Source organism: Methanolobus chelungpuianus (genome assembly GCF_024500045.1).
Classification (GTDB): Archaea; Halobacteriota; Methanosarcinia; order Methanosarcinales; family Methanosarcinaceae; genus Methanolobus; species Methanolobus chelungpuianus.
In genome coordinates this window covers 601,268-620,273 of the sequence record NZ_JTEO01000004.1, presented here as the reverse complement: position 1 = coordinate 620,273, position 19,006 = coordinate 601,268, and the positions used below count along the sequence as shown (strand labels likewise).

Genomic DNA, 19,006 nt, shown 5'->3' with positions numbered 1-19,006 from the left:
TCATCCCATCATTTTTTTCATGATAGCAGCCATAATGATGTCACTGGCCTCAGGCTCGAAGAGCATGTTGAATTCGTTCCTGGAGTTGGTGGATGGGATATAGCATTCCCCCTTGACGACTATGAACTCGTCAGCCAGCTGGCCTATCTCCTTCTTTATGAAATCGGATACTCCCTCCATGTTGACATCCATCGTGGGGTCACCGATGGAAAGATTGATCCCGAGGAACTCATTGACCACACGCATGTAGGAACTGCACAGGCGCACTCCCATCTCACGGAGTTTGCGGGTCTCAAGCTCCTCTATCTTGGTTGTGGTCCCTATGGATTTCTTCAGAAGCAGGTCTGAGAATGAAAGTGCGGAGAATTTGGGTAGAAGTATCAGGGTTCCTCCCGTCACATCCCCTGAGATGTTCAGGTGTATCCCTACAACGCTCTTCTGCTTTCCATTAGAGGCCCTGGATATTATCTCATCGAGTGAAAGCATCTCCACTACAGGTATGTCGATCTTTACCTCTCTGTTCACCATCTTCGAAAGAGAGGTTGCCAGGTGACCCATTCCGATGTTCCCTGCTTCCTGGAATGCTCCTTTTGTCATTTCGTCCATTTCTGCCATATTATACCCTCATATTATCATATCATAGTAGCAATGTCAAGGATCAGCGCAACGCTTCCGTCCCCCAGGATGGTGGCGCCTGCAAATCCTTTTGTGTTCTTCAAGAGTTTGTTGTCAAGCGTTTTTATGATCACTTCCTGCTGTCCCAGAAGCTGATCCACTACGAATCCGATGTTGCTGCCCATGCGCTCCACGACCACAACTATCAGGTTCTCTTTCTTCTCAGCCTCTCCAGGACATTCGAGCACATCGCGCAGCCTCAGCAGGGGCAGCACTTCCCCTCGCAGCAGGATGACCTCTTTTCCTTCGATGGTCTTGATATCGCTGGCCTTGATACCCACATCCCTTACCACGTTTGCAAGGGGTATGGCGTATGTCTCGCCTGCGATGGTGACCATCAGGGACTGGATGATGGCAACGGTGAGAGGCAGCTGCAGCTTGATGGAGCTTCCCTGTCCAGGCACCGAGCTTACCTTTACGGTACCTCCGAGGGCCTCTATCTTCGCCTTGACGGCGTCCATGCCGACTCCCCTGCCGGAAACATCCGTAACGACCTTTGCACCACTGAAACCAGCCACGAATATTAGGTTCAGGGCATCCGTATCAGATAGCTTGTCTACTTCTTCACGGGTCATAATGCCTTTTTTGACAGCAATGTCCCTGAGATGTGCCGGGTCCATGCCTTTTCCGTCATCCTCTACCTCGATAATGACACTGTTCCTCTGCCTTGAGGCGGAAAGGCCTACAAAGCCTGCCTCAGGCTTGCCAAGCCTTATACGCTCTTCAGTGGGCTCGATCCCATGATCCACCGCATTGCGCAGGAGATGGACAAGCGGGTCTCCTATCTCGTCAAGCACGGTCCTGTCAAGCTCGATCTCTTTTCCCTCGATTACAAGGTTCACCTGCTTCCCTTCGGATTTTGCAAGATCCCTCACCATACGGGGGAACCTGCTGAAGACCTGGTCGATGGGCACCATCCTGGCTTCCATTACTTCGTTCTGTATCTCATTGGTAAGGCGGTCCAGGTTTGCAAGAGACTCGTCCAGGCTCTTGGCGTTAAGATCGGAAGCAAGCTGGTTCAGACGTATCTTATTGATGATCAGCTCTCCCACCAGGTTCATGAGATTGTCAAGCCGCTCAATGTTGACCCTGACGCTCTGGATGCTTTTCACGGACTCCGATCTCTTGACCGCTGAGGAGCATTGACGGGATTCGCCGGTCTCCTCCTCCTTCTCAGCCGCTTCATGATCGGTACCCTCATATTCATACAGGGGCGTGATATTCACGTCCCTGACCTCAGAGATCTTCCTGATGATACCATTTATGGCAGCGTCACTCTCTTTGCTTGCAAGGACAACCGTAAAATCGAGATCGAACTTCTCATCCTCAAGATCTGCCTCAGAAGGCACGCATTTGATGATCTTTCCTATCCTGGACAGGTTTATCAGCACCAATGTGGATCTTGCGGACTTCAGTACGCATGAGGTGTCAAGCATGACCTTCAGTTCAAGGACCCTGCACTCTTCCTGGAGTGCATGTTCAATGCCCGCGGTCTCAGCCTCGGAGAACTTGATATGTGCTCCTGCCACAGGGACGGGAGCCAATGGTACTTCCATGGCTGCCGGAATCGTTGCTGCAAGTTCACTTATGCCGGCACCCGTATCCTCAATAGCGCACAGGGTACCTTCCATGGCCTGTGCAAGTGTGGCCTGGAGATGGGAGATATTAACCTCTTCACCGCTGTCCACGCTTTCCACAAGGGCTTCCAGGGTATCAAGGCATTCAAAGAGGATATCAATAAGGGAGTTGCTGACAACTACCTGGCATTTGCGCACCATGTCCATCAGGTTCTCCATCTCATGGGTCAGTTCCGCAATGGTGCTGAATCCCATGGTTGCCGACATTCCTTTCAGGGTGTGTGCGGAGCGGAACATAGTATTGATGTACTCGATCTCTTTCGGGTTCTGTTCAAGCCCCAGAAGCGACTCATTCAATTGCTGCAGGTGTTCCTCGGACTCTGCTTTGAAGATATCCTTGTATTCAGACATGTCCATGTCTTTCACACCCCTCTCAATGTCATTGTAATCATGTAAGTCACCATATTTGATCACCATTTATCTTAGCATCTGAACTATCTCTTCAGAGACCTTTTCCAGAGTGACGACACTATCCGACAGGCCGCGCTGGACAACTGCTTTTGGCATACCGTAGACCACACAGGACCTCTCATCTTCGGCTATCACTTTGCCGCCGGCTTTCTTGATCTCCTCGGCCCCGTCAGCCCCGTCAGCGCCCATGCCGGTCAGGATCACAGCCAGTATATTCTGACCGTAGAGCGGGACCAGCGATTTGAAAAGAATGTTAGCACAGGGCCTCACACCCTGCTCACGGGGATTCTGGTTGAGCGAAACGACCTCCGATGTTCGCCCGTTGATGTTCTTCTGCACTATCTCCATGTGATAATTGCCTGGAGCAATGTATACTATGCCCGGCTCAAGCACATCACCATCCCTGGCCTCGCAAACCCTAAGCTGTGACTGCATATCCAGCCTCTGTGCGAGTGAGGCCGTGAAACCTGCAGGCATATGCTGCACTATAACCACCGGCACCTTCAGATTGCCCGGTAACTTTGGGATCACTTGCTCAAGTGCCCGCGGACCTCCTGTGGAGGAAGCTATTGCCAGTATCTTCTGATTTGAAAAGTGCTTCTTCCTTGTGTCCTCAGGAGCCTTTGCAGCTGGAACGTGCTGTTTCTTCTCAGCGTTCTCACGGGAGTTCACATGCTCTTCCATAAAACCCAGCTTTTTCAGGTCCACCCTGGACGCTATCTTTACCTTTAAGCGGATATCGTTAGCAATGTCCATTATGTTCAGGCTGATATTGCCGGAAGGTTTCTGGATGAAGTCCACAGCCCCGTATTCAAAAGCGTTCAGGGTTCTCTCAGCGGACTTGGGGTCGACAGCCGTAAGCATTACCACGGGTGTGGGGCACTCGCTCATAATATATCCGAGCGCATGCAGCCCGTCAAGTGCAGGCATCTCCACATCGAGAGTGACCACATCCGGCTTGAGCCTTTCGACCTTCTCCACAGCGTCAAGGCCGTTCCTTGCGGTTCCCACTACTCTTATTTCCTGATCTTCAGAGAGGATATCAGAGATCACTTTACGCATCAGCGCCGAGTCATCGACTACAAGGACATTGATCGTCATTTACATTACTTTTCCGATAACTTCCAGGACCTTTGCGGCATCGAATGGCTTCACTATGAAATCAAGGGCTCCGCTCTTGAGAGCGTCAGTGACGACAGACTGCTGCCCTATGGATGAGCACATAACAACCCTTGCAGAGGGATCCATTTGCATTATCTTCTTTAACGCATCCGTTCCTTCCATGTTAGGCATAACGATGTCCATGAAGACAAGATCCGGTTTGAACTGGGGATACTTCTGGACAGCGTCAAGTCCGTCAACACATTCAGCCACGACCTCATGACCATTCTTCTTCAGAATATCCTTGATGACCATGCGCATAAATGCGGCGTCGTCCACAATCATTACTTTTGCCATTTTGTCTGATCTCCCTTTTTATTATCTGTGCAGAATCACACATTCATAAATATTATATGGCTTAAATTGCCATGTTAATATATAGACGATTATATAATATATTAATTTATTGTATATATGTTAATAAAAAAGAAAGTCACCTGCTGCCGGTAAACTCACACGGTAACTGAATTGGCAACAGCGGTTCAAAAAAAGCTCCTGCAAATTTCATGCAGAATGCTTCCCAATGCCTACAGAACTTTGATGAGCGCCTAATCTGCCATTGACAGAAGGACCAGAAGTATGACAAATCTCACAAGCACGCTTATGCCGGTGGAAAATGTCACGATCCCTGTACCTGTCCGTGCGCCGAATATGGAGATGTATCTGGGAAGCAGTGTCCTGATGCTGAATATGGGGAGCATGAACATGCTTCCAAGCATTAGCACTATCATTGCCTGCAGCGGAGAGATACCGTTATCGCTGAGCATGGGTCCCAGCAGGGATATCCCGAGGATGGGGCTTGCAACGAAACTTGTGAGGGGCACTATGCTCTCAGGCGGGATGCCGAAAATGTCTGCCAGGGGAAGTACGCTGAAAACCTCAAAGGCACCCCTGTCCCGAAGGTAGAACACCAGCGTTGTCATTGCAAGGTAGACCATGGATATTTTTATGAACAGTTTTTTGTTCTTCCTGAGCGACCTTACGACAGCTTCCCTGAGAGTCACCTTTTTCTCAGTGACGGTTTCCTCGAACTTACATGGATTCTTCTTCAGGAGCAGTTTGCTTAGAACAACCACTGTCACCACCTTCACGATGGCTGTCACTATGAACACCATGACGTAGAAACCACCCACCACAGGCCCGAGGGCAGGCAGTACTATAGGGATCTGATATGTGAATATCTCCCTTACATAAGCAGGCGTGCTGTTCATCACGGCACACAGCACTGCCTCCCTGTTATTTATGCATCCGCTGTCCCTGAAATTGACCACCATGGTATTGGCTGCGACCGTGGAGCCCATGGATACCACAAAGGAGGAGGCACAGGTATCGGGAAGGTTCGTGAACCTGAATATAGGGCTTGCGAAACGGGACAATCTCTGCATCAGGCCCAGTTCTATAAGGACGGCGGTCCCGAACAGGCCTATAAATATCACTATGAGTACAGGGATAGCGAAATCCAGGGCACTGATGAGAATGGAGGGCATGCCATATGGTAGAAGGCAGGAGCCTAATTAAGATATCTATCCGGAGGAAATCCCGCCTGCAAAAACTTATATCATTGTAATATATTGGTAGGTACTGATCGACATGAAAAAGGACCTTATGGAAATTCTTGCCTGCCCTGTATGCAAAGGCGACCTTATCCTCAATATTGAGAAAGAGGACGGGAACGAGGTTATTTCCGGGACTCTTTACTGTCCGAGATGTAACGAATACTATCCCATTGAAGAGGGCATTCCGAACATGCTTCCTCCTGAGCTCAGGGAATAAGCGGCGGGGACATACAATTGCAACAAGTGCACATAAACAGGCTTGGAGTCAACTCTATTGAATTTGAATCAATTATGGTTGAGCTGCCTTTGTCCCAGGGCGAGGAACGAAGCTTTGAGCTTGTGATCATCAACTATGGTGCTCCCACCCATGTGAATCTGTCAGTCAGCGATTCCCTGCGTGAGAACCTCACTATCCTTGAAGATAACCCTTATGTCCGGCATGAGGAGTACATCCCGATAATAGCAAGGATACCCTATGCAGGAAGGCTCTACAACAGAGGCCAGCTGTTCGTGACAGTGGGCTATGGCTCGAAGAAGGCGGGCTTTGACCTCAATATAGGACTGCCGGGCCCGGATGACGCTAATTTCACAGTCGACGTGGACAGTTCATTGTCCGTCCCGCGTAAGTCTTCTTCAGGCTCAGGTAAGGATACGCGCAAAGAAGCACGCAGGGATAAGAGGGAAAACTGGAGCGCGCAGATTCCGGACATCTCATTGCAATTGCTAAGGTCGGTCCTTGACCTGACATCCTCCAGGTCCGTGTACCTGGCAGCAGCTGTTGTGTTCCTGATGGCTGTAGTGATCGTGGCAATGATATTGCTTTCCATAGACTTCGAGCCTTTCTTCGGGTTCTATCCTTCAGTCCTCTATTCGATCCTCCTGACCTTCCTAATGGCATATCTGTTGATCAGACTTCCTATATTCAAATAAAAAAGGCGATGCATCACATGAAGTATATTATAGTGACCGGCGGAGTAATGAGCGGGCTCGGTAAGGGAATAACCACCGCTTCTATCGGGCGCAACCTGAAGAACAGGGGCTACAAGGTAACGGCCATCAAGATAGATCCTTACATCAATATCGATGCAGGCACCATGAGCCCTTTCCAGCACGGAGAGGTCTTTGTGCTGAAGGACGGCGGCGAGGTCGATCTTGATCTTGGTAATTACGAGCGTTTCCTTGATACCGAGCTTACCAGGGAGCACAACCTGACAACGGGTAAGGTCTACCAGGCAGTCATCTCAAAGGAGCGACGTGGCGAATACCTTGGCAAGACCGTGCAGATAATCCCCCATATAACCAACGAGATCAAGGACCGCATAAGGAAGGTTGCTGCAAAGAGCGGCGCCGATGTGTGCCTTGTAGAAGTGGGCGGTACTGTCGGTGACATCGAGAGCATGCCTTTCCTGGAAGCGGTCAGGCAGATGCACAGGGAAGAGCCTAAGGGCGATCTGGCATTCGTCCACGTTACCCTCGTGCCCCTGGACCCTCAGGGAGACCAGAAGACAAAGCCCACCCAGCACTCCGTGAAGGAGCTCAGGGAGCTCGGACTGACACCCAACGTCATTGTGACCAGGTGCAAGGAACCTTTGCTTGACAGCACTATCTCGAAGATAGCACTCTTCTGTGATGTGCCTGAAGAGGCTGTCATAAGCGCCCATGATGCAAAGGATATCTACGAGGTCCCTCTCATGATGGAAAAGGAAGGGCTGACAGACTACCTGATGAAGTTCATGAACCTCCAGTCGGACATCCAGGACAGCTCCTGGGTGGAGATGGTGGACAGGATGCATAATCTCAGGGGCAAGGTCAACATCGGGATCGTGGGAAAATATACCCACCTTGAGGATTCCTATCTCAGCATCAGTGCCTCCATCAAGCATGCAGCGATCGCATGCGGAGTTAACTACTGTGCTACCTGGATCAACGCCGAATCGTTCGAAAAGGACCCGTCCCTGGTGGCCACCCTGTCAAAGTACGACGGGATACTGGTTCCAGGAGGTTTTGGCGAACGTGGTGTCGAAGGCAAGATAATGGCCATCAGGTACGCCCGCGAGAATGACATCCCCTATCTCGGACTGTGTCTCGGAATGCAGCTTTCCGTTGTTGAGTTTGCAAGGCACGTGGTTGGGATGGAGAATGCCAACAGCACGGAGTTCGATGAGAATACCCCCTACCCGGTAATTGACATACTTCCTGAACAGGAGAATGTGGTTGACATGGGCGCCACGATGAGGCTCGGGGATTACGAAGCCGACCTAAAAGCAGGCTCCCTCGCAGAATGTGTCTATGGCTGTTCAAAGGTAATAGAGCGCCACAGGCACAGGTATGAGGTCAATCCCAACTTCGTGGACAGGATAGAGGAAAAGGGCATGGTGTTCTCAGGCAGGAACAGGAACAGGATGGAAATTGCGGAGATCCCCGGGAAGAAATTTTTCTTCGGATCCCAGTTCCACCCGGAGTTCAAGTCCAGGCCCGGCAGGCCCTCCCCGCCTTTCAGGGCATTCATTGAGTCAATGATATCCTGAAAGAACAAAGGGTACTGGCTTTTCAATAAATGCCGGAAGGGATCTCTCCCTTCAACTCATTTTCATCGGCTCGACCTTCATGTATTCACGAAGGACGGTTGTTGCATAGCTCCCCTTGGGAAGCATGAAGCTCAGGACAGCCTTGGTCTTTCCCGGATTGAGCTCATCTTCCGATGTTTCAAAGGAGGGCTCACAGTGTAGCAGCATCTCTCTGCGCAGTCCGGCCGAAGCCAGCTCCGGCAGCCCCTTCACCCTGAAACTTTCTGCATGGATGCCTGCTTCCTCGAATATCTCCCTTTCGATCTTCCCCTGGACACCTGATGCAAGGGGAGTATCGTAGCCGATAAGGGGTGCTGTCACAAAGGCTCTCCTCCTTTTAACGAGGTTGTTCATGCCCTCAAGGTTCTCCTCTGTGACCTGCTGGGTTTTACTTACATCAGGAAGCCCTTCCTTGTTCTTGAAACATACAATGTCTCCAGGCACTGCAGCGTCAAGCGGGAGACCTTCTTCTATGCGCCTGCAGATGATGCGGTTGAACATATATGACTGCCAGGCATGCACGAACATCTTGCTGATGTTCTGGGCAAGTACAGTGAAGGAGCCGGCATAGTCCCCGGGGTTCTCAGCAAGATAATGCATCATCGCCCTCTCGTGCCTGAGACGCAGTGGGTACATTTTCAGCCCTTCTGCAAAGTCATGAGTATCCCACACACGGTCACGCACCTCCCGCGCATCCTCCTGCTCATCAGGGAAAGACCTGGCTATGTAGGTCAGTGCAGCCTTTTCGAAATCCCCCTGCAGTATCTCCCTGCCCACAAGATGCGTCACGGGTCTGGCGGCTCCGAACCGCTGTATGCCGAAAAAGTTGGGAACCCCTCCGGAGTCCTTTATCTGCGCTGTTATCCCGTCAAGGATTGTTTTCAGTTCCTCTGTCCCGTATCCTATATCCCTTACTGTGATCACGAACTCGTTCCCGAAAAGGTCGCCAAGCTCAACGGACCTGGGGGACCTGCCGATCACCTTCAGCTCCACATCCTTTAGGTAGAAATTTCCTATCTCTTCCTCCTTCAGGTCATATATGCTGATCTTCTGTGTGGTCTTTGCCCTCTTGTCCTTTGTACCGGCAAAGCTGATGCGCTTCTGGCTGATGCCCAGTTTCCGGGACATGTCCCTGACCAGGTGATGCATGTCCCAGTTGCTTTTGGTAAGCTCAAGGATGAGCTGTTTTCCGGAACTGCCCTCCTCACGGTTACTTATTTCTGTTACTATGAAATCCTCGATCTCCTGCCTCAGCTCCCCGCCGATTCCCGGCAGGGTTGTAGAGTACAGTTCTATGCCTATCTGTTTTTCTACAGGTGGTATGTTCATGATTTACTCCTGATCATTGGGCGCGATATCTATTGCGATAACCTGCGAGGTATTCTGGAATGTCCATCCCCCGTTAACAGGCGCTGCGCCCGCGGGAAGACCTCCCGCATAAACGCTTGAGGTCGGATCCATAAGAAGCCAGGACCCGTACTCATCTGTTGTGTAGTATACGGGCAGGTCACCGTAATACTGGCGTACACCTTCAACCACTGACCGGGTGTTGTCTTCATCCCCGATATACACGGCTGCAAAGGCATGTGTGTCAGTAAGATATATCCTTGCAGTGCCTCCGATGGATTCCACCAGCGAGGCCAGCAATATTGCATAATCGTCACAGTCGCCGGCCCCTATAAGCAATGTGTCTCCCGGAGGGGACCACATATCCCTCCCCCTCGGATCATTGATATAATCGATCCTGTTCTTCGTATCATCAAAAAGGGAACACAACTGGTAAACACTGTAAGGCCCGGGATACTTTTTCGCGGAGACTGCTGCCATTTTGCGGACTTCCGTGTTATATGGGTCCACCTTATCATTTATCAGATAGAAGGAACTTCTAGGATTGGAAAGGTATTCCGGGCTTTCCATCGTGGGTTGCTGCTGTGCATCGATAGTGAATTCCTCGAAGTACTGCCTGCCGTAATCATACCATTGGCCAGATTGCGTCTTAGCAAGTATTGACAGGCCCAGTTTCAATCTTATATCTTCTGAGCCTGCCGGCACATGCACGGCCACATTTCCCAGCTTCTTTTTCTCTCCCGGGATAATAGTAGTACCGGTTTCCCGTCCGTACCAGTTGCCGGTGCTTACGTCAAGCAGGCCGAATTCGTAAGCGAATATGGTGTAATCCCCCATATTCTCAATATAGATGCCTGTCACTCCGTCACTGCCTTCATAGAATGCAGTGTAATAGTAACTGCTCGCAAGCTGGTATCCGGGAGAGGATCTCTTCTCTCCTGCATCTGGCTTGCCCTCGTACCTGAAAGGAGCCTGCGCCGGTATCATCGGCACGGTCAGCCTTGATGGATCGGGATCATAGACCTTCCCGTCCTGCAGCAAGGTGGTGGAGGAAGGAGAAAGGTATGCACTTAGTTTCTGCACGGGTTCGGAAATGCATCCGAGAGATATCACAGAACCTGTGACGAGCGCAAGGAGCACTAGTAAACGACATGATTTTTCCAGTCTGTTCATTGTATCCCGGGGATATCCATTGTCAGGTATCTGTCAGTACAGCAGTCAGTACGGAAGTTACTACAGCAGTTTCAGGTTTCCTGTGATCTTGTTAAGCTCTTCCTCTTTTGCAGGCCCGATACCAAGCACCGTTATGGTTCCCGGCTTGATCTCAGTGAGCCCTGCATCCTGGATAAGGGCAGTGGGTATATTCTGCTTTCTTGCGATTTCCTTCAGCTCAAAAAGAGCCTGGGTGTTGGCCACGCGCAAAACTACCTTCTTCTGGCCACCCTCCTTCCACTTTTCCAGCGTGGACCTGTCAGCCCACTCTGCGGAGGATACTGCGGCATGGGCCACCTGGACCGCAAGTTTCCCGGGGGACAACTTCAGGTCATCCCTCACTATGATACACTGCTTATATTCTGTCATCTGTACTACAACCTTTTACAATCAGCCTTTATAAGTTATTTGCTTAAACGGCACACCCTGAGAGCCCTCAAAGGCGTTCCATGACAGCTTTTACTATGTGGTCAGCCACATTGATGCCCCATGCCCTGTAAATACCTGCACCTGAAGGAGTGCCGTTTATTTCCAGCAGCATGCTTCCTCCGGGCCCTTCTATGAGGTCTACGCCGGCATAGACCGCACCTATTGCCTCTGCTGCTTTTTCACACATGCCACTCTGTTCGGGTGTAAGGGTGCACCTGTGGGCACTGCCTCCCTGGCTCAGGTTATTCAGCCACCAGCCGGGTGCGGCTTTGCGATAGATGGCACCCACAACCTCCCCGTCGACTACGAAAGCCCTTGTATCCTTTCCCGTGTTCTCCACGAACTCCTGGATATACAGCATGCCCTTCTCCTCCAGCAGGGAGGAAACCAGTTCCGGAGCGCTGCCAGGGTCCTTTGTTCCATCGGGCCTGATGATATTCCCGTTCCTGATACGGACTATCCCGATACCCTTGTACCCGAAGACCGGTTTCAGCACAGCATCTCCGAAGGAAGCCAGTACCTTCATGGCACTGTCCGTATCCTGGACAGCCTTTGTCCGGGGAGCAGGCAGTCCGGCCTTTGAGAAAAGGTATGAAGAGTGATATTTGTTTGCAGCATTCTGTATCGCAGCAGGTGGATTGGCTACCAGCACCCCTTCATTCTCAAGCTGTCGCAATATGTCAAAACGGAATGTGACTGCTTCATTCTTCCCCGCACCCATGTCGCGCACGATGATAGCATCAAGCCCTGCAAGGTCTGTGCCGTTTACCCGGTACTCGGTCCCGTTAGCGATACCGGCCTCTGCATGGCAGAGATTGAGAACACAAGGTTCGATTCCCTTTTTCCTGAGGCTGTCTGCCAGGGCTACCGCAGTCCAGTCACTGGCATCCGTGATGGCAATACCTATCTTTTTCATTTGTCCGTATGTCCTTTAGATTTCTATATTTTCTTGATCTGGCTGTACAGCACCCAATGAATAAAGCGATTTCCGGCTGTGATGATCGCCACTGATGATACAGGCAGGGATATCGATGACCTCCGCCACTGCATCTATTATAACTCCGTCCGCGCTTGCCACGATGTCATGACTTCGTGCCTTCTTCAGGTCATGGTCCGCACTTCCGGAATTGATGACCTGTCCTGCCATGCCTGTTCCAGCCATGCATTGTCTTATGGTGAGCGCAAGCTGTCCGCTCATGCTCATCTGCCTGTCCAGGACCACTGTGACCTCTCCGGCTGCATTCGTTCTGAGAAATGACAGCATCATCCCTACTGACCTGAAGGTCTCATTGTCATTTACATGGCTCCTGAAAACTCCCCGGTTGTCCCTGATGAAGCCGTCATCTCCCATCCACATTTCCTCACCTTTCAGGTAGCTTTCAAGGGTTATCAGTACATTATACCCGTCGATGAGGACAGGCCGGTCACTTATGCATGTGCAGGGAACTCTCTTCCTGTTGCGGGCAGAGGCTATGTTCGGCGCAAGCACATTGCGTGATAGTATGTACCTGCGGCTTTTCTCAAGGCCGTAATGATCAGCTACGAACCTGATGGCACTGCTCTTCGGGTATCCCCGGCCAAGCAGGTATCTGATATCCCTTGCAGCCAGAAGCAGGCCTTCCTCGGGATATTTCATATTAAAACACATGATCTTGTCCCGGTCCCCGGATGTCATGACGGGACCGCTGCCGGTGGCAGGAACTTATATTGAGCGACCCGGTTGTCATCTTCTTAGATACACTATAATATTTATATGGCTTAAATATATATCCTATGTCCTGAACGGTAAAGTATTGACAGAGTGCAGGTCATCCGGTCCCGGAGAGGACTCCGGTACCTGCGGAAAGTGAAAGGGTTCTGTTGAACAGCGAGTGATTTGATGGGTGAAACAAAAAAAGGGAAAGTGCTCATAGTTGACGATGAGCAGGTAAATATCTCGCTTCTGGAGGCTTACCTGAGCGACAGCTATGAAACAATATCCGCAAATAATGGAATTGAAGCCCTTCACATGGCCAGGAAGCATGACCCTGATATAATCCTGCTTGATATAATGATGCCTGACATCACTGGTTATGAAGTATGCGAGATACTGAAGAAATCAGAAAAGACCAGGTTCATTCCTATTGTGATGGTTACTTCCCTCTCGGGTCCTGAAGACCGTGTAAGAGGGGTACAGGCAGGTGCGGATGACTTTTTTACAAAACCACTTGACAGGATAGAGATAGGCACCAGGGTCAGTTCCCTCCTTCGCATTAAGCACCTGCAGGACGAACTTATAAAAGAACGTGACCAGGCCAATATGTATCTTGACCTTGCTGCAGTCGTGCTCGTGGTAGTAAATGAAGAGGGCAGCGTGAAGCTCCTCAGTAAAAAGACCTCCAACATGCTGGGATATTCCCAGGGTGAGCTGATCGGGGCAGACTGGTTCGATAAATGTGTCCCTGGATCATCCCGGGAGCGGTCAAGAAGAGTGTTCATGAGTTTCTTTCTGGAAGAGAACGACTTTCAGGGATATTTCGAGAGCCCGCTGCTTACAAAAAGCGGCAAGGAGAGGACAATAGGCTGGAATGCCGTTGTCCGGATGAAAGAACCAGGGAACCTGAGGGGGCTGCTCATTTCAGGAACGGATATCACGGAAAGGAAGGAGGCGGATGAGAAGATAAGGCAGGGCAACGAGTACCTGGGCAATCTCCTCGAGGCCTCTCCAATCGCAACCCTCTCGATCGACAGCAGTGCAAATGTCATCACTGCCAACAAGAATGCAGCCGATCTGCTTTGCATGGGAACGGAAGATCTTGTGGGGCGCCCGATCAAGTCTTTAGTGGAGAGCGACGCATTTTCAGATTTCAGCGATATCAGGGACTGCGAAGTGATTTTCATAAGAGGTAATGGAGACAGGGTCCCTATGAACGTCTCAACTTCCCGGATAAAGGATAAGGAAGGTACCATGGGCCTTATTATCACCCTGCAGGAACTGTCAAAACTCAGGGGTCTTTTCATCACACCGCTGACAGAGGACACGGCAGGAAATGCAGATAATGCGGGTGCAGGCCCGCAGGATGAACTCGAGCCGGGCTTTATCTATATGGCGGACTGCAGCAGGCGGGAGGAAGGATACCTTGCCTTCTCGGGGCTTGTAAAACAGGGAAAGCCGGGCCTGTGCATTACCAGGAGGAATCCGGAAAAGGTCAGACTCATGTATGGCCTGCCAAAGACACCCCTTGTGTGGCTGACCCGGAACAAGAACACCGGCCAGCAGACACTGGACCCCTCGGAACTGTTCAAGCTCCACCCCACCATACATGATTTCCTTAACAAGGTAAGTAACGGGATAATACTTGTGGATGGCCTGGAATACCTGCTTCTGGATAATGATCCCATGTCGGTGATAAGGCTCATGGAGCAGACAAACGATACTGTGATGGCATCGGACTCCAGACTTATAGTGCAGCTGGACCCCGATACGCTTGACAGGAAGGACTTCCACCTGCTCAAAAGGTGGATGAAGCCACTGAAAAGTCCTGAGGAACCCCGGTGCGACAATTGAAGTGAGAAGAGGACGATCATCTATGAGGTTCACAGATACCATACAGGGCCTGAACGAGGTATTCGGGACCGATATTCCCAGGGGAAGTGTCGTGCTTGTGACAGGAGCCGCAGGTACCTTAAAATCCGGCTTCACATTCCAGCTTATTTCCGGCTACTTGGAGAAGACGAATGAGTCCGGGCTCTATATCACGCTCGAGCAGAGCAGGGAGAACCATCTGAACAACATGAACAGTATGGGTATAGCAGTCTCAAAGAAACTGCACATATCCGATTTCAGTGACTACAGGGTCCTCTATGGTGATTTCCCGGGAGACCCGCTCGAGATACTTGAGAAGAACATCCTGGACTTCAGGCAGGAGACCGGCGGCAGTTGCACCTGTCTTGCAATAGATTCCCTTGGCGCTCTTTATTCGCTGCTCGATATGGAAGCAAAGGACCTGCGCAAAAGGATATACCGGCTGCTTGAAACTTTCCGGCGCGAGGGGCTTACCACCTTTATCATATTTGAGGATGACAGGTGCTCCGGCATCAATGATCCCTCAACGGCTGGCGAAGGCTACCTGGCTGATGGCATAATAGAACTGGGACTGCACCTCAAGGGAAATGTGGCCAACAGGTACTTGCGCGTGCGTAAGATGCGTGCTGCCTCCCACAGCATGGAGCCATGGATTCTTACAGTATCGGAGAATGGCCTGAAAGTGTACAAAGGCAGTTTCTGAGGCCTCCTGCGGACAGTTCTGCTTTTTCCCTGCTCATCGCCTGTCAATAACTCTTTTGGGACGGCCCTTGATATGGTAGAACTCCAGCTGTCCCGGCCCGACATAATTGAATATGATGTTCAGGCTGCCCTGGATGTAAGCGTCCTCAAGGGACTTCCTGAGCCTGAAGAAGGAAGCCAGGAAATTGGATTCGACCAGTTCCCTGTCGCAATTCTCCATATCCTCGCACTCCAGGCTTACCCTTAAAGTGACCTCTCCCTCATCCTCGCCACCGTAAAGGAATGCCTCGTACTCTCCTGTGAGGTATTCCATGTTCTCTCTCTGGAACACTCCCTTCTCGATATCAACCCGGTTGAAAGGGGTCTCGAAGACCCAGAAGGTCTCTGCCTCTCTCTGGGGGTTCATGATCCTCATGTGTGTCCTCCCGCAGTCGCATTTCCTGCGGTCAAGCACAACTGTCGTGTCATCGGTATCGTAATTGAGAAGCACGTTACCGCATTTGGCTCCCACAGGCAGCAGGGTCGTGAACACTATCCTGCCGCATTCCCCGTCCTTCACAAAGTCCTGCATGTCCGGGTCGTAAACATCCATATGTACAAGGTCTTCAGGCACATGAAGCCCTTTTATATATGAGCATTCACCGCACATGCTGCCTTCGGTACTTCCATAGGTATTGAAAACATCACATCCCCAGAGCTCTGCAACGTAATTGCGTGACTCTTCCGGGAAACTCTCGCCTCCCACCACCAGGCGCTTGATACTGGATTCGGCGGGGTCCATCCCCTGGGCCTTCATTCTTTTTGCAAGGTGTATGAGCTTGAACACGCTTCCAACAACGGAGGTCGGCCTGTAGGAATCCATGACCCTCGGAGGGAAATTGCATTTCCCGATAGGTATGATGGTCATCCCTATGTTCCTGGCTGCAAGTGTCATGGTGTTGGCTCCCACATTCATGCCGTAGGAAGCGCACACAATGACCCTGTCCCCGGGACCGAAGCCCTGTGAGACAAAGCTCCGGGCGTATTTCTCGGCATATCTCTCCCAATCCTCCCATGTGAGGAAAAATGACTTGGGAGTACCGCTGGTTCCGCTGGTCTCGTGGACCGTGAAGACATCCTTCCAGTCAACTGCCCTGAAACCGAAGTCACTGGTCTCAGGCGGCTGGTTCTCACGGATGGTCCTGCCGGAGATAATGGGAAGTTCCAGGAGGTCCTCATGCGACCTGATATCCGAGGGACTGATGTTGTGCTCCCTGAACCATTTTTTATAGAACAGGGAGTTCTCAGCCGCATATCTGACGGTGTATCTTATCCTCTCATCCACAAGAGCATCAAGCTCTCCCCTGTCCATGGTTTCTATCGCAGGGTTGTAGTAGTCCGTTTTCAACTCCATTTTTAAGTCCGCCTCATCATTCCATCCATAATTGGGTCCAGGATCAGTCCTTCAGCTGCCTGAGTATCTCTTCCCTGTCGCTGGAAGGCAGGTTACAGTTGTAGTTCTGGCAGATGTGAACTGTTGTCCTGCCATCCTTCATGCTCATGTCAGAGACGTACTCAGCTATCGAAGATATTTCTTCTTCCGTGCCTGCAGGCTTCAGGATCACTACCTTGTTGGGTATGAACTCCTTATTGATATCTGATATTATCCCCTCTGTTTCAATACTCTCCGGGTTCCCCACAACTACGATCTCCCTGGAAGGACCAACGGAGAAGTCAAGGGCGCATAGAAGCTGGGTGTAGCCGATGGGCATTCTCGACACCTGCCCGGAGAAGAGTTGCATTATCTCATACGCTTTGTTCTCAAGGTTGATGTTCCCGGTGATACGTCCAAGCTGGAGCAGGTTGAGGGCACATACCGAATTGCCGGAAGGGATAGCTCCGTCGTATATCTCCTTGCTGCGCAGGATGAGTTTTTCAGAGTCCTCGGCGGTGTGGAAGAAACCTCCGTGCACGTTGTCCCTGAAGCGTGCCAGGAGCTGGTCATTCAGATACAGTGCATTCTTAAGATACTCAGTATTGAAGGTAGCCTGGTATAGTTCCGTAAGGCCCCATATCATGAATGCATAGTCATCAAGGAAAGCTTCCACTGCCACTTCACCCTCGCGGAACCTGTGGAACAGTTTCCCTTCAGGACCCAGCATCCTTGAAAGTAGGAAATCTGCGGTGGTGACTGCTTCCCGTGCATAGGCCGGTTCTTCGAACGCCCTGGCAGCCTTGGCGAGTGCTGCTATCATCAGGCCGTTCCAGTCGGTCATTACCTTGTCATCCTTGGCCGGATGCACGCGCCTTTCCCTGTGCTCGAAGAGTTTCCTGCGCGAATCCTCGTAGGACCGCCTGAGCACCTCATAATTATCTCCCCTCCGGACTGCGGTCTCCCGCAGGCTTTCCTTCAGGTGGAGGATATTCCTGCCGTTGCGGGTCCTGCTTGACTCGTCAAGGAAATTACCTTCAGGACTTGTCATGAATATCTCCCTTATCAGCTTGGCATCGATCTCGCCAAGCACCTCTTCCAGTTCCTCTTCGGTCCAGAGGTAGAATTTGCCTTCCTCACCCTCGCTGTCTGCATCCTCGGCAGAATAAAAGCCGCCTTCCGGAGAGCGCATATCCCTCAACACGTAGCTGAAGATCTCTTCAGCGTTCTCCCTGTAGAGAGGGTCACGTGTGACCTGATAGGTTTCCACAAGAGCGATTGCTATAAGCGCCTGGTCATAAAGCATTTTCTCAAAGTGAGGCAACAGCCACCGCGAATCCGTGGAATAACGGTGAAAGCCGAAGCCGACATGATCATATATGCCACCCATGCGCATCGCCCTGAGTGTACTCTTCACCATTTCCAGTGCCATGGGCTCTTCGGACCTCTTCCAGTAGCGTAACAGGAATGTCAGGTGATGGGGTGTAGGAAACTTAGGGGCAGTACCAAAACCGGCATTTGCAGGGTCAAAACTGTTGCGGAGCATCTGGTAGGCCCTCTCAAGGGTATTCTCATCAAGCCCCGGACCCCCGGTACTCTCACGCATGCTGCCGGATATTGCAGATACTATATCATCTGCATTGGCCAGGAGTTCTTCCCTTTTTTTGTTCCACATGCTGCTGACTGCGGGCACCAGGTCGAGCATGCCAGCCATTCCGTACCTGCTTTCCTTGGGTATGTAGGTTGCCGCCATGAAAGGTTTCCTGTCAGGTGTCATAATGATGGAAAGAGGCCATCCCCCGCGCCCGGTAACTGCCTGGCAGACAGACATGTATATGCTGTCGATGTCCGGTCTTTCCTCCCTGTCAACCTTGACCGGAATGAACGCTTCATTCATCAGCTCCGCAACCTGCGGGTCCTCAAAGGATTCCCTCTCCATCACATGGCACCAGTGGCACGTGGAGTAGCCTATGGAAAGGAATATGGGCTTATCATCCTCTTTTGCCTTATTGAAGGCCTCTTCTCCCCACGGATACCAGTCAACGGGATTGTGTGCGTGCTGAAGAAGGTAAGGGCTTTTCTCAGCTGCCAGCCGGTTGGTCTTCTGTTCCCTGCTATCAGGCTTTTGTTCCTGCAATTGTTCCACCTCTTATGCGAGCTATCAGTATAAGCGCTAAGGCCAGTTACTCAAAGATGCCTCTCAGACCAACTGGATATCCCACTCATATTTACTATCTGGCCTGTTCTTATTTATATATGCCTGGGTGCCGGTCCTTGCAGGCAGCCGGTTCATCATCATAATGATGAAAATTTCCATAGTCACTAGGTTTAAA

General features: G+C 51.1%; 17 protein-coding genes. 5 read left to right on the top strand and 12 right to left on the bottom strand.

Going from position 1 to position 19,006, the window contains the following annotated elements; translation table 11 throughout:
* The 5 genes from PV02_RS07700 to PV02_RS07680 all read right to left on the bottom strand — a co-directional run bounded on the left by PV02_RS07700 (position 1) and on the right by PV02_RS07680 (position 5,371).
* Complete coding sequence (locus PV02_RS07700; protein ID WP_256622795.1) at positions 1-615, bottom strand: chemotaxis protein CheC; 615 nt, start codon at positions 613-615, stop codon at positions 1-3.
* 17 nt (positions 616-632) lie between these two features.
* Positions 633-2,669 carry a chemotaxis protein CheA gene (locus PV02_RS07695; protein ID WP_425438353.1) on the bottom strand — a complete coding sequence of 679 codons (2,037 nt, stop codon included), beginning with the start codon at positions 2,667-2,669 and terminating at the stop codon, positions 633-635.
* A 60-nt stretch (positions 2,670-2,729) separates the two neighbouring features.
* A complete protein-coding gene (locus tag PV02_RS07690) occupies positions 2,730-3,824 on the bottom strand; it encodes a protein-glutamate methylesterase/protein-glutamine glutaminase (RefSeq protein ID WP_256622793.1) in 1,095 nt (364 codons plus the stop codon).
* The gene (locus tag PV02_RS07685) at positions 3,825-4,181 is read right to left on the bottom strand and encodes a response regulator (RefSeq protein ID WP_256622792.1); all 357 of its coding nucleotides are present in this window, start codon (positions 4,179-4,181) and stop codon (positions 3,825-3,827) included.
* Between the two features lie 251 nt (positions 4,182-4,432).
* A complete protein-coding gene (locus tag PV02_RS07680; protein WP_256622791.1) occupies positions 4,433-5,371 on the bottom strand; it encodes a nucleoside recognition domain-containing protein in 939 nt (312 codons plus the stop codon).
* A gap of 103 nt (positions 5,372-5,474) precedes the next feature.
* Here PV02_RS07680 and PV02_RS07675 point away from each other — a divergent pair, with 103 nt between their 5' ends.
* Genes PV02_RS07675 through pyrG form a run of 3 tightly spaced genes read left to right on the top strand, consistent with a single transcriptional unit; the run spans position 5,475 to position 7,968 of the window.
* Entirely contained in the window at positions 5,475-5,657 is a 183-nt protein-coding gene (locus PV02_RS07675; RefSeq protein ID WP_256622790.1) for a methytransferase partner Trm112, read from the top strand.
* A gap of 26 nt (positions 5,658-5,683) precedes the next feature.
* Positions 5,684-6,370 (top strand): DUF7524 family protein, encoded by a 687-nt coding sequence (locus PV02_RS07670; RefSeq protein WP_425438352.1) that lies wholly within the window; start codon positions 5,684-5,686, stop codon positions 6,368-6,370.
* 17 nt (positions 6,371-6,387) lie between these two features.
* Positions 6,388-7,968, top strand: a complete 1,581-nt coding sequence (gene pyrG, locus PV02_RS07665; RefSeq protein ID WP_256622788.1) for a glutamine hydrolyzing CTP synthase — start codon at positions 6,388-6,390, stop codon at positions 7,966-7,968.
* Positions 7,969-8,019: 51 nt separating this feature from the next.
* On the opposite strand, the gene truD is transcribed toward pyrG, so the two are convergent.
* The 5 genes from truD to PV02_RS07640 form a co-directional block, all read right to left on the bottom strand.
* Complete coding sequence (truD, locus tag PV02_RS07660; RefSeq protein WP_256622787.1) at positions 8,020-9,336, bottom strand: tRNA pseudouridine(13) synthase TruD; 1,317 nt, start codon at positions 9,334-9,336, stop codon at positions 8,020-8,022.
* Between the two features lie 3 nt (positions 9,337-9,339).
* Positions 9,340-10,527: a transglutaminase-like domain-containing protein gene (locus PV02_RS07655; protein WP_256622786.1), complete on the bottom strand. Its 1,188-nt coding sequence runs from the start codon at positions 10,525-10,527 to the stop codon at positions 9,340-9,342.
* A gap of 60 nt (positions 10,528-10,587) precedes the next feature.
* The gene (gene pth2, locus PV02_RS07650) at positions 10,588-10,935 is read right to left on the bottom strand and encodes a peptidyl-tRNA hydrolase Pth2 (protein WP_256622785.1); all 348 of its coding nucleotides are present in this window, start codon (positions 10,933-10,935) and stop codon (positions 10,588-10,590) included.
* Between the two features lie 67 nt (positions 10,936-11,002).
* Positions 11,003-11,911 carry a tetrahydromethanopterin:alpha-L-glutamate ligase gene (gene mptN / locus PV02_RS07645; RefSeq protein WP_256622784.1) on the bottom strand — a complete coding sequence of 303 codons (909 nt, stop codon included), beginning with the start codon at positions 11,909-11,911 and terminating at the stop codon, positions 11,003-11,005.
* 15 nt (positions 11,912-11,926) lie between these two features.
* Entirely contained in the window at positions 11,927-12,670 is a 744-nt protein-coding gene (locus PV02_RS07640; protein ID WP_256622783.1) for a DUF434 domain-containing protein, read from the bottom strand.
* Positions 12,671-12,874: 204 nt separating this feature from the next.
* Between PV02_RS07640 and PV02_RS07635 the strand changes: the two genes are divergently transcribed.
* Entirely contained in the window at positions 12,875-14,542 is a 1,668-nt protein-coding gene (locus PV02_RS07635) for a DUF835 domain-containing protein (RefSeq protein ID WP_256622782.1), read from the top strand.
* A 22-nt stretch (positions 14,543-14,564) separates the two neighbouring features.
* Complete coding sequence (locus tag PV02_RS07630; protein ID WP_256622781.1) at positions 14,565-15,263, top strand: RAD55 family ATPase; 699 nt, start codon at positions 14,565-14,567, stop codon at positions 15,261-15,263.
* A 33-nt stretch (positions 15,264-15,296) separates the two neighbouring features.
* On the opposite strand, the gene ftsA is transcribed toward PV02_RS07630, so the two are convergent.
* Both ftsA and PV02_RS07620 read right to left on the bottom strand, forming a co-directional pair.
* Positions 15,297-16,655, bottom strand: a complete 1,359-nt coding sequence (gene ftsA / locus PV02_RS07625; RefSeq protein WP_256622780.1) for a coenzyme F390 synthetase — start codon at positions 16,653-16,655, stop codon at positions 15,297-15,299.
* Positions 16,656-16,698: 43 nt separating this feature from the next.
* A complete protein-coding gene (locus PV02_RS07620; RefSeq protein WP_425438347.1) occupies positions 16,699-18,819 on the bottom strand; it encodes a thioredoxin domain-containing protein in 2,121 nt (706 codons plus the stop codon).
* Between the last annotated feature and the right edge of the window lie 187 nt (positions 18,820-19,006).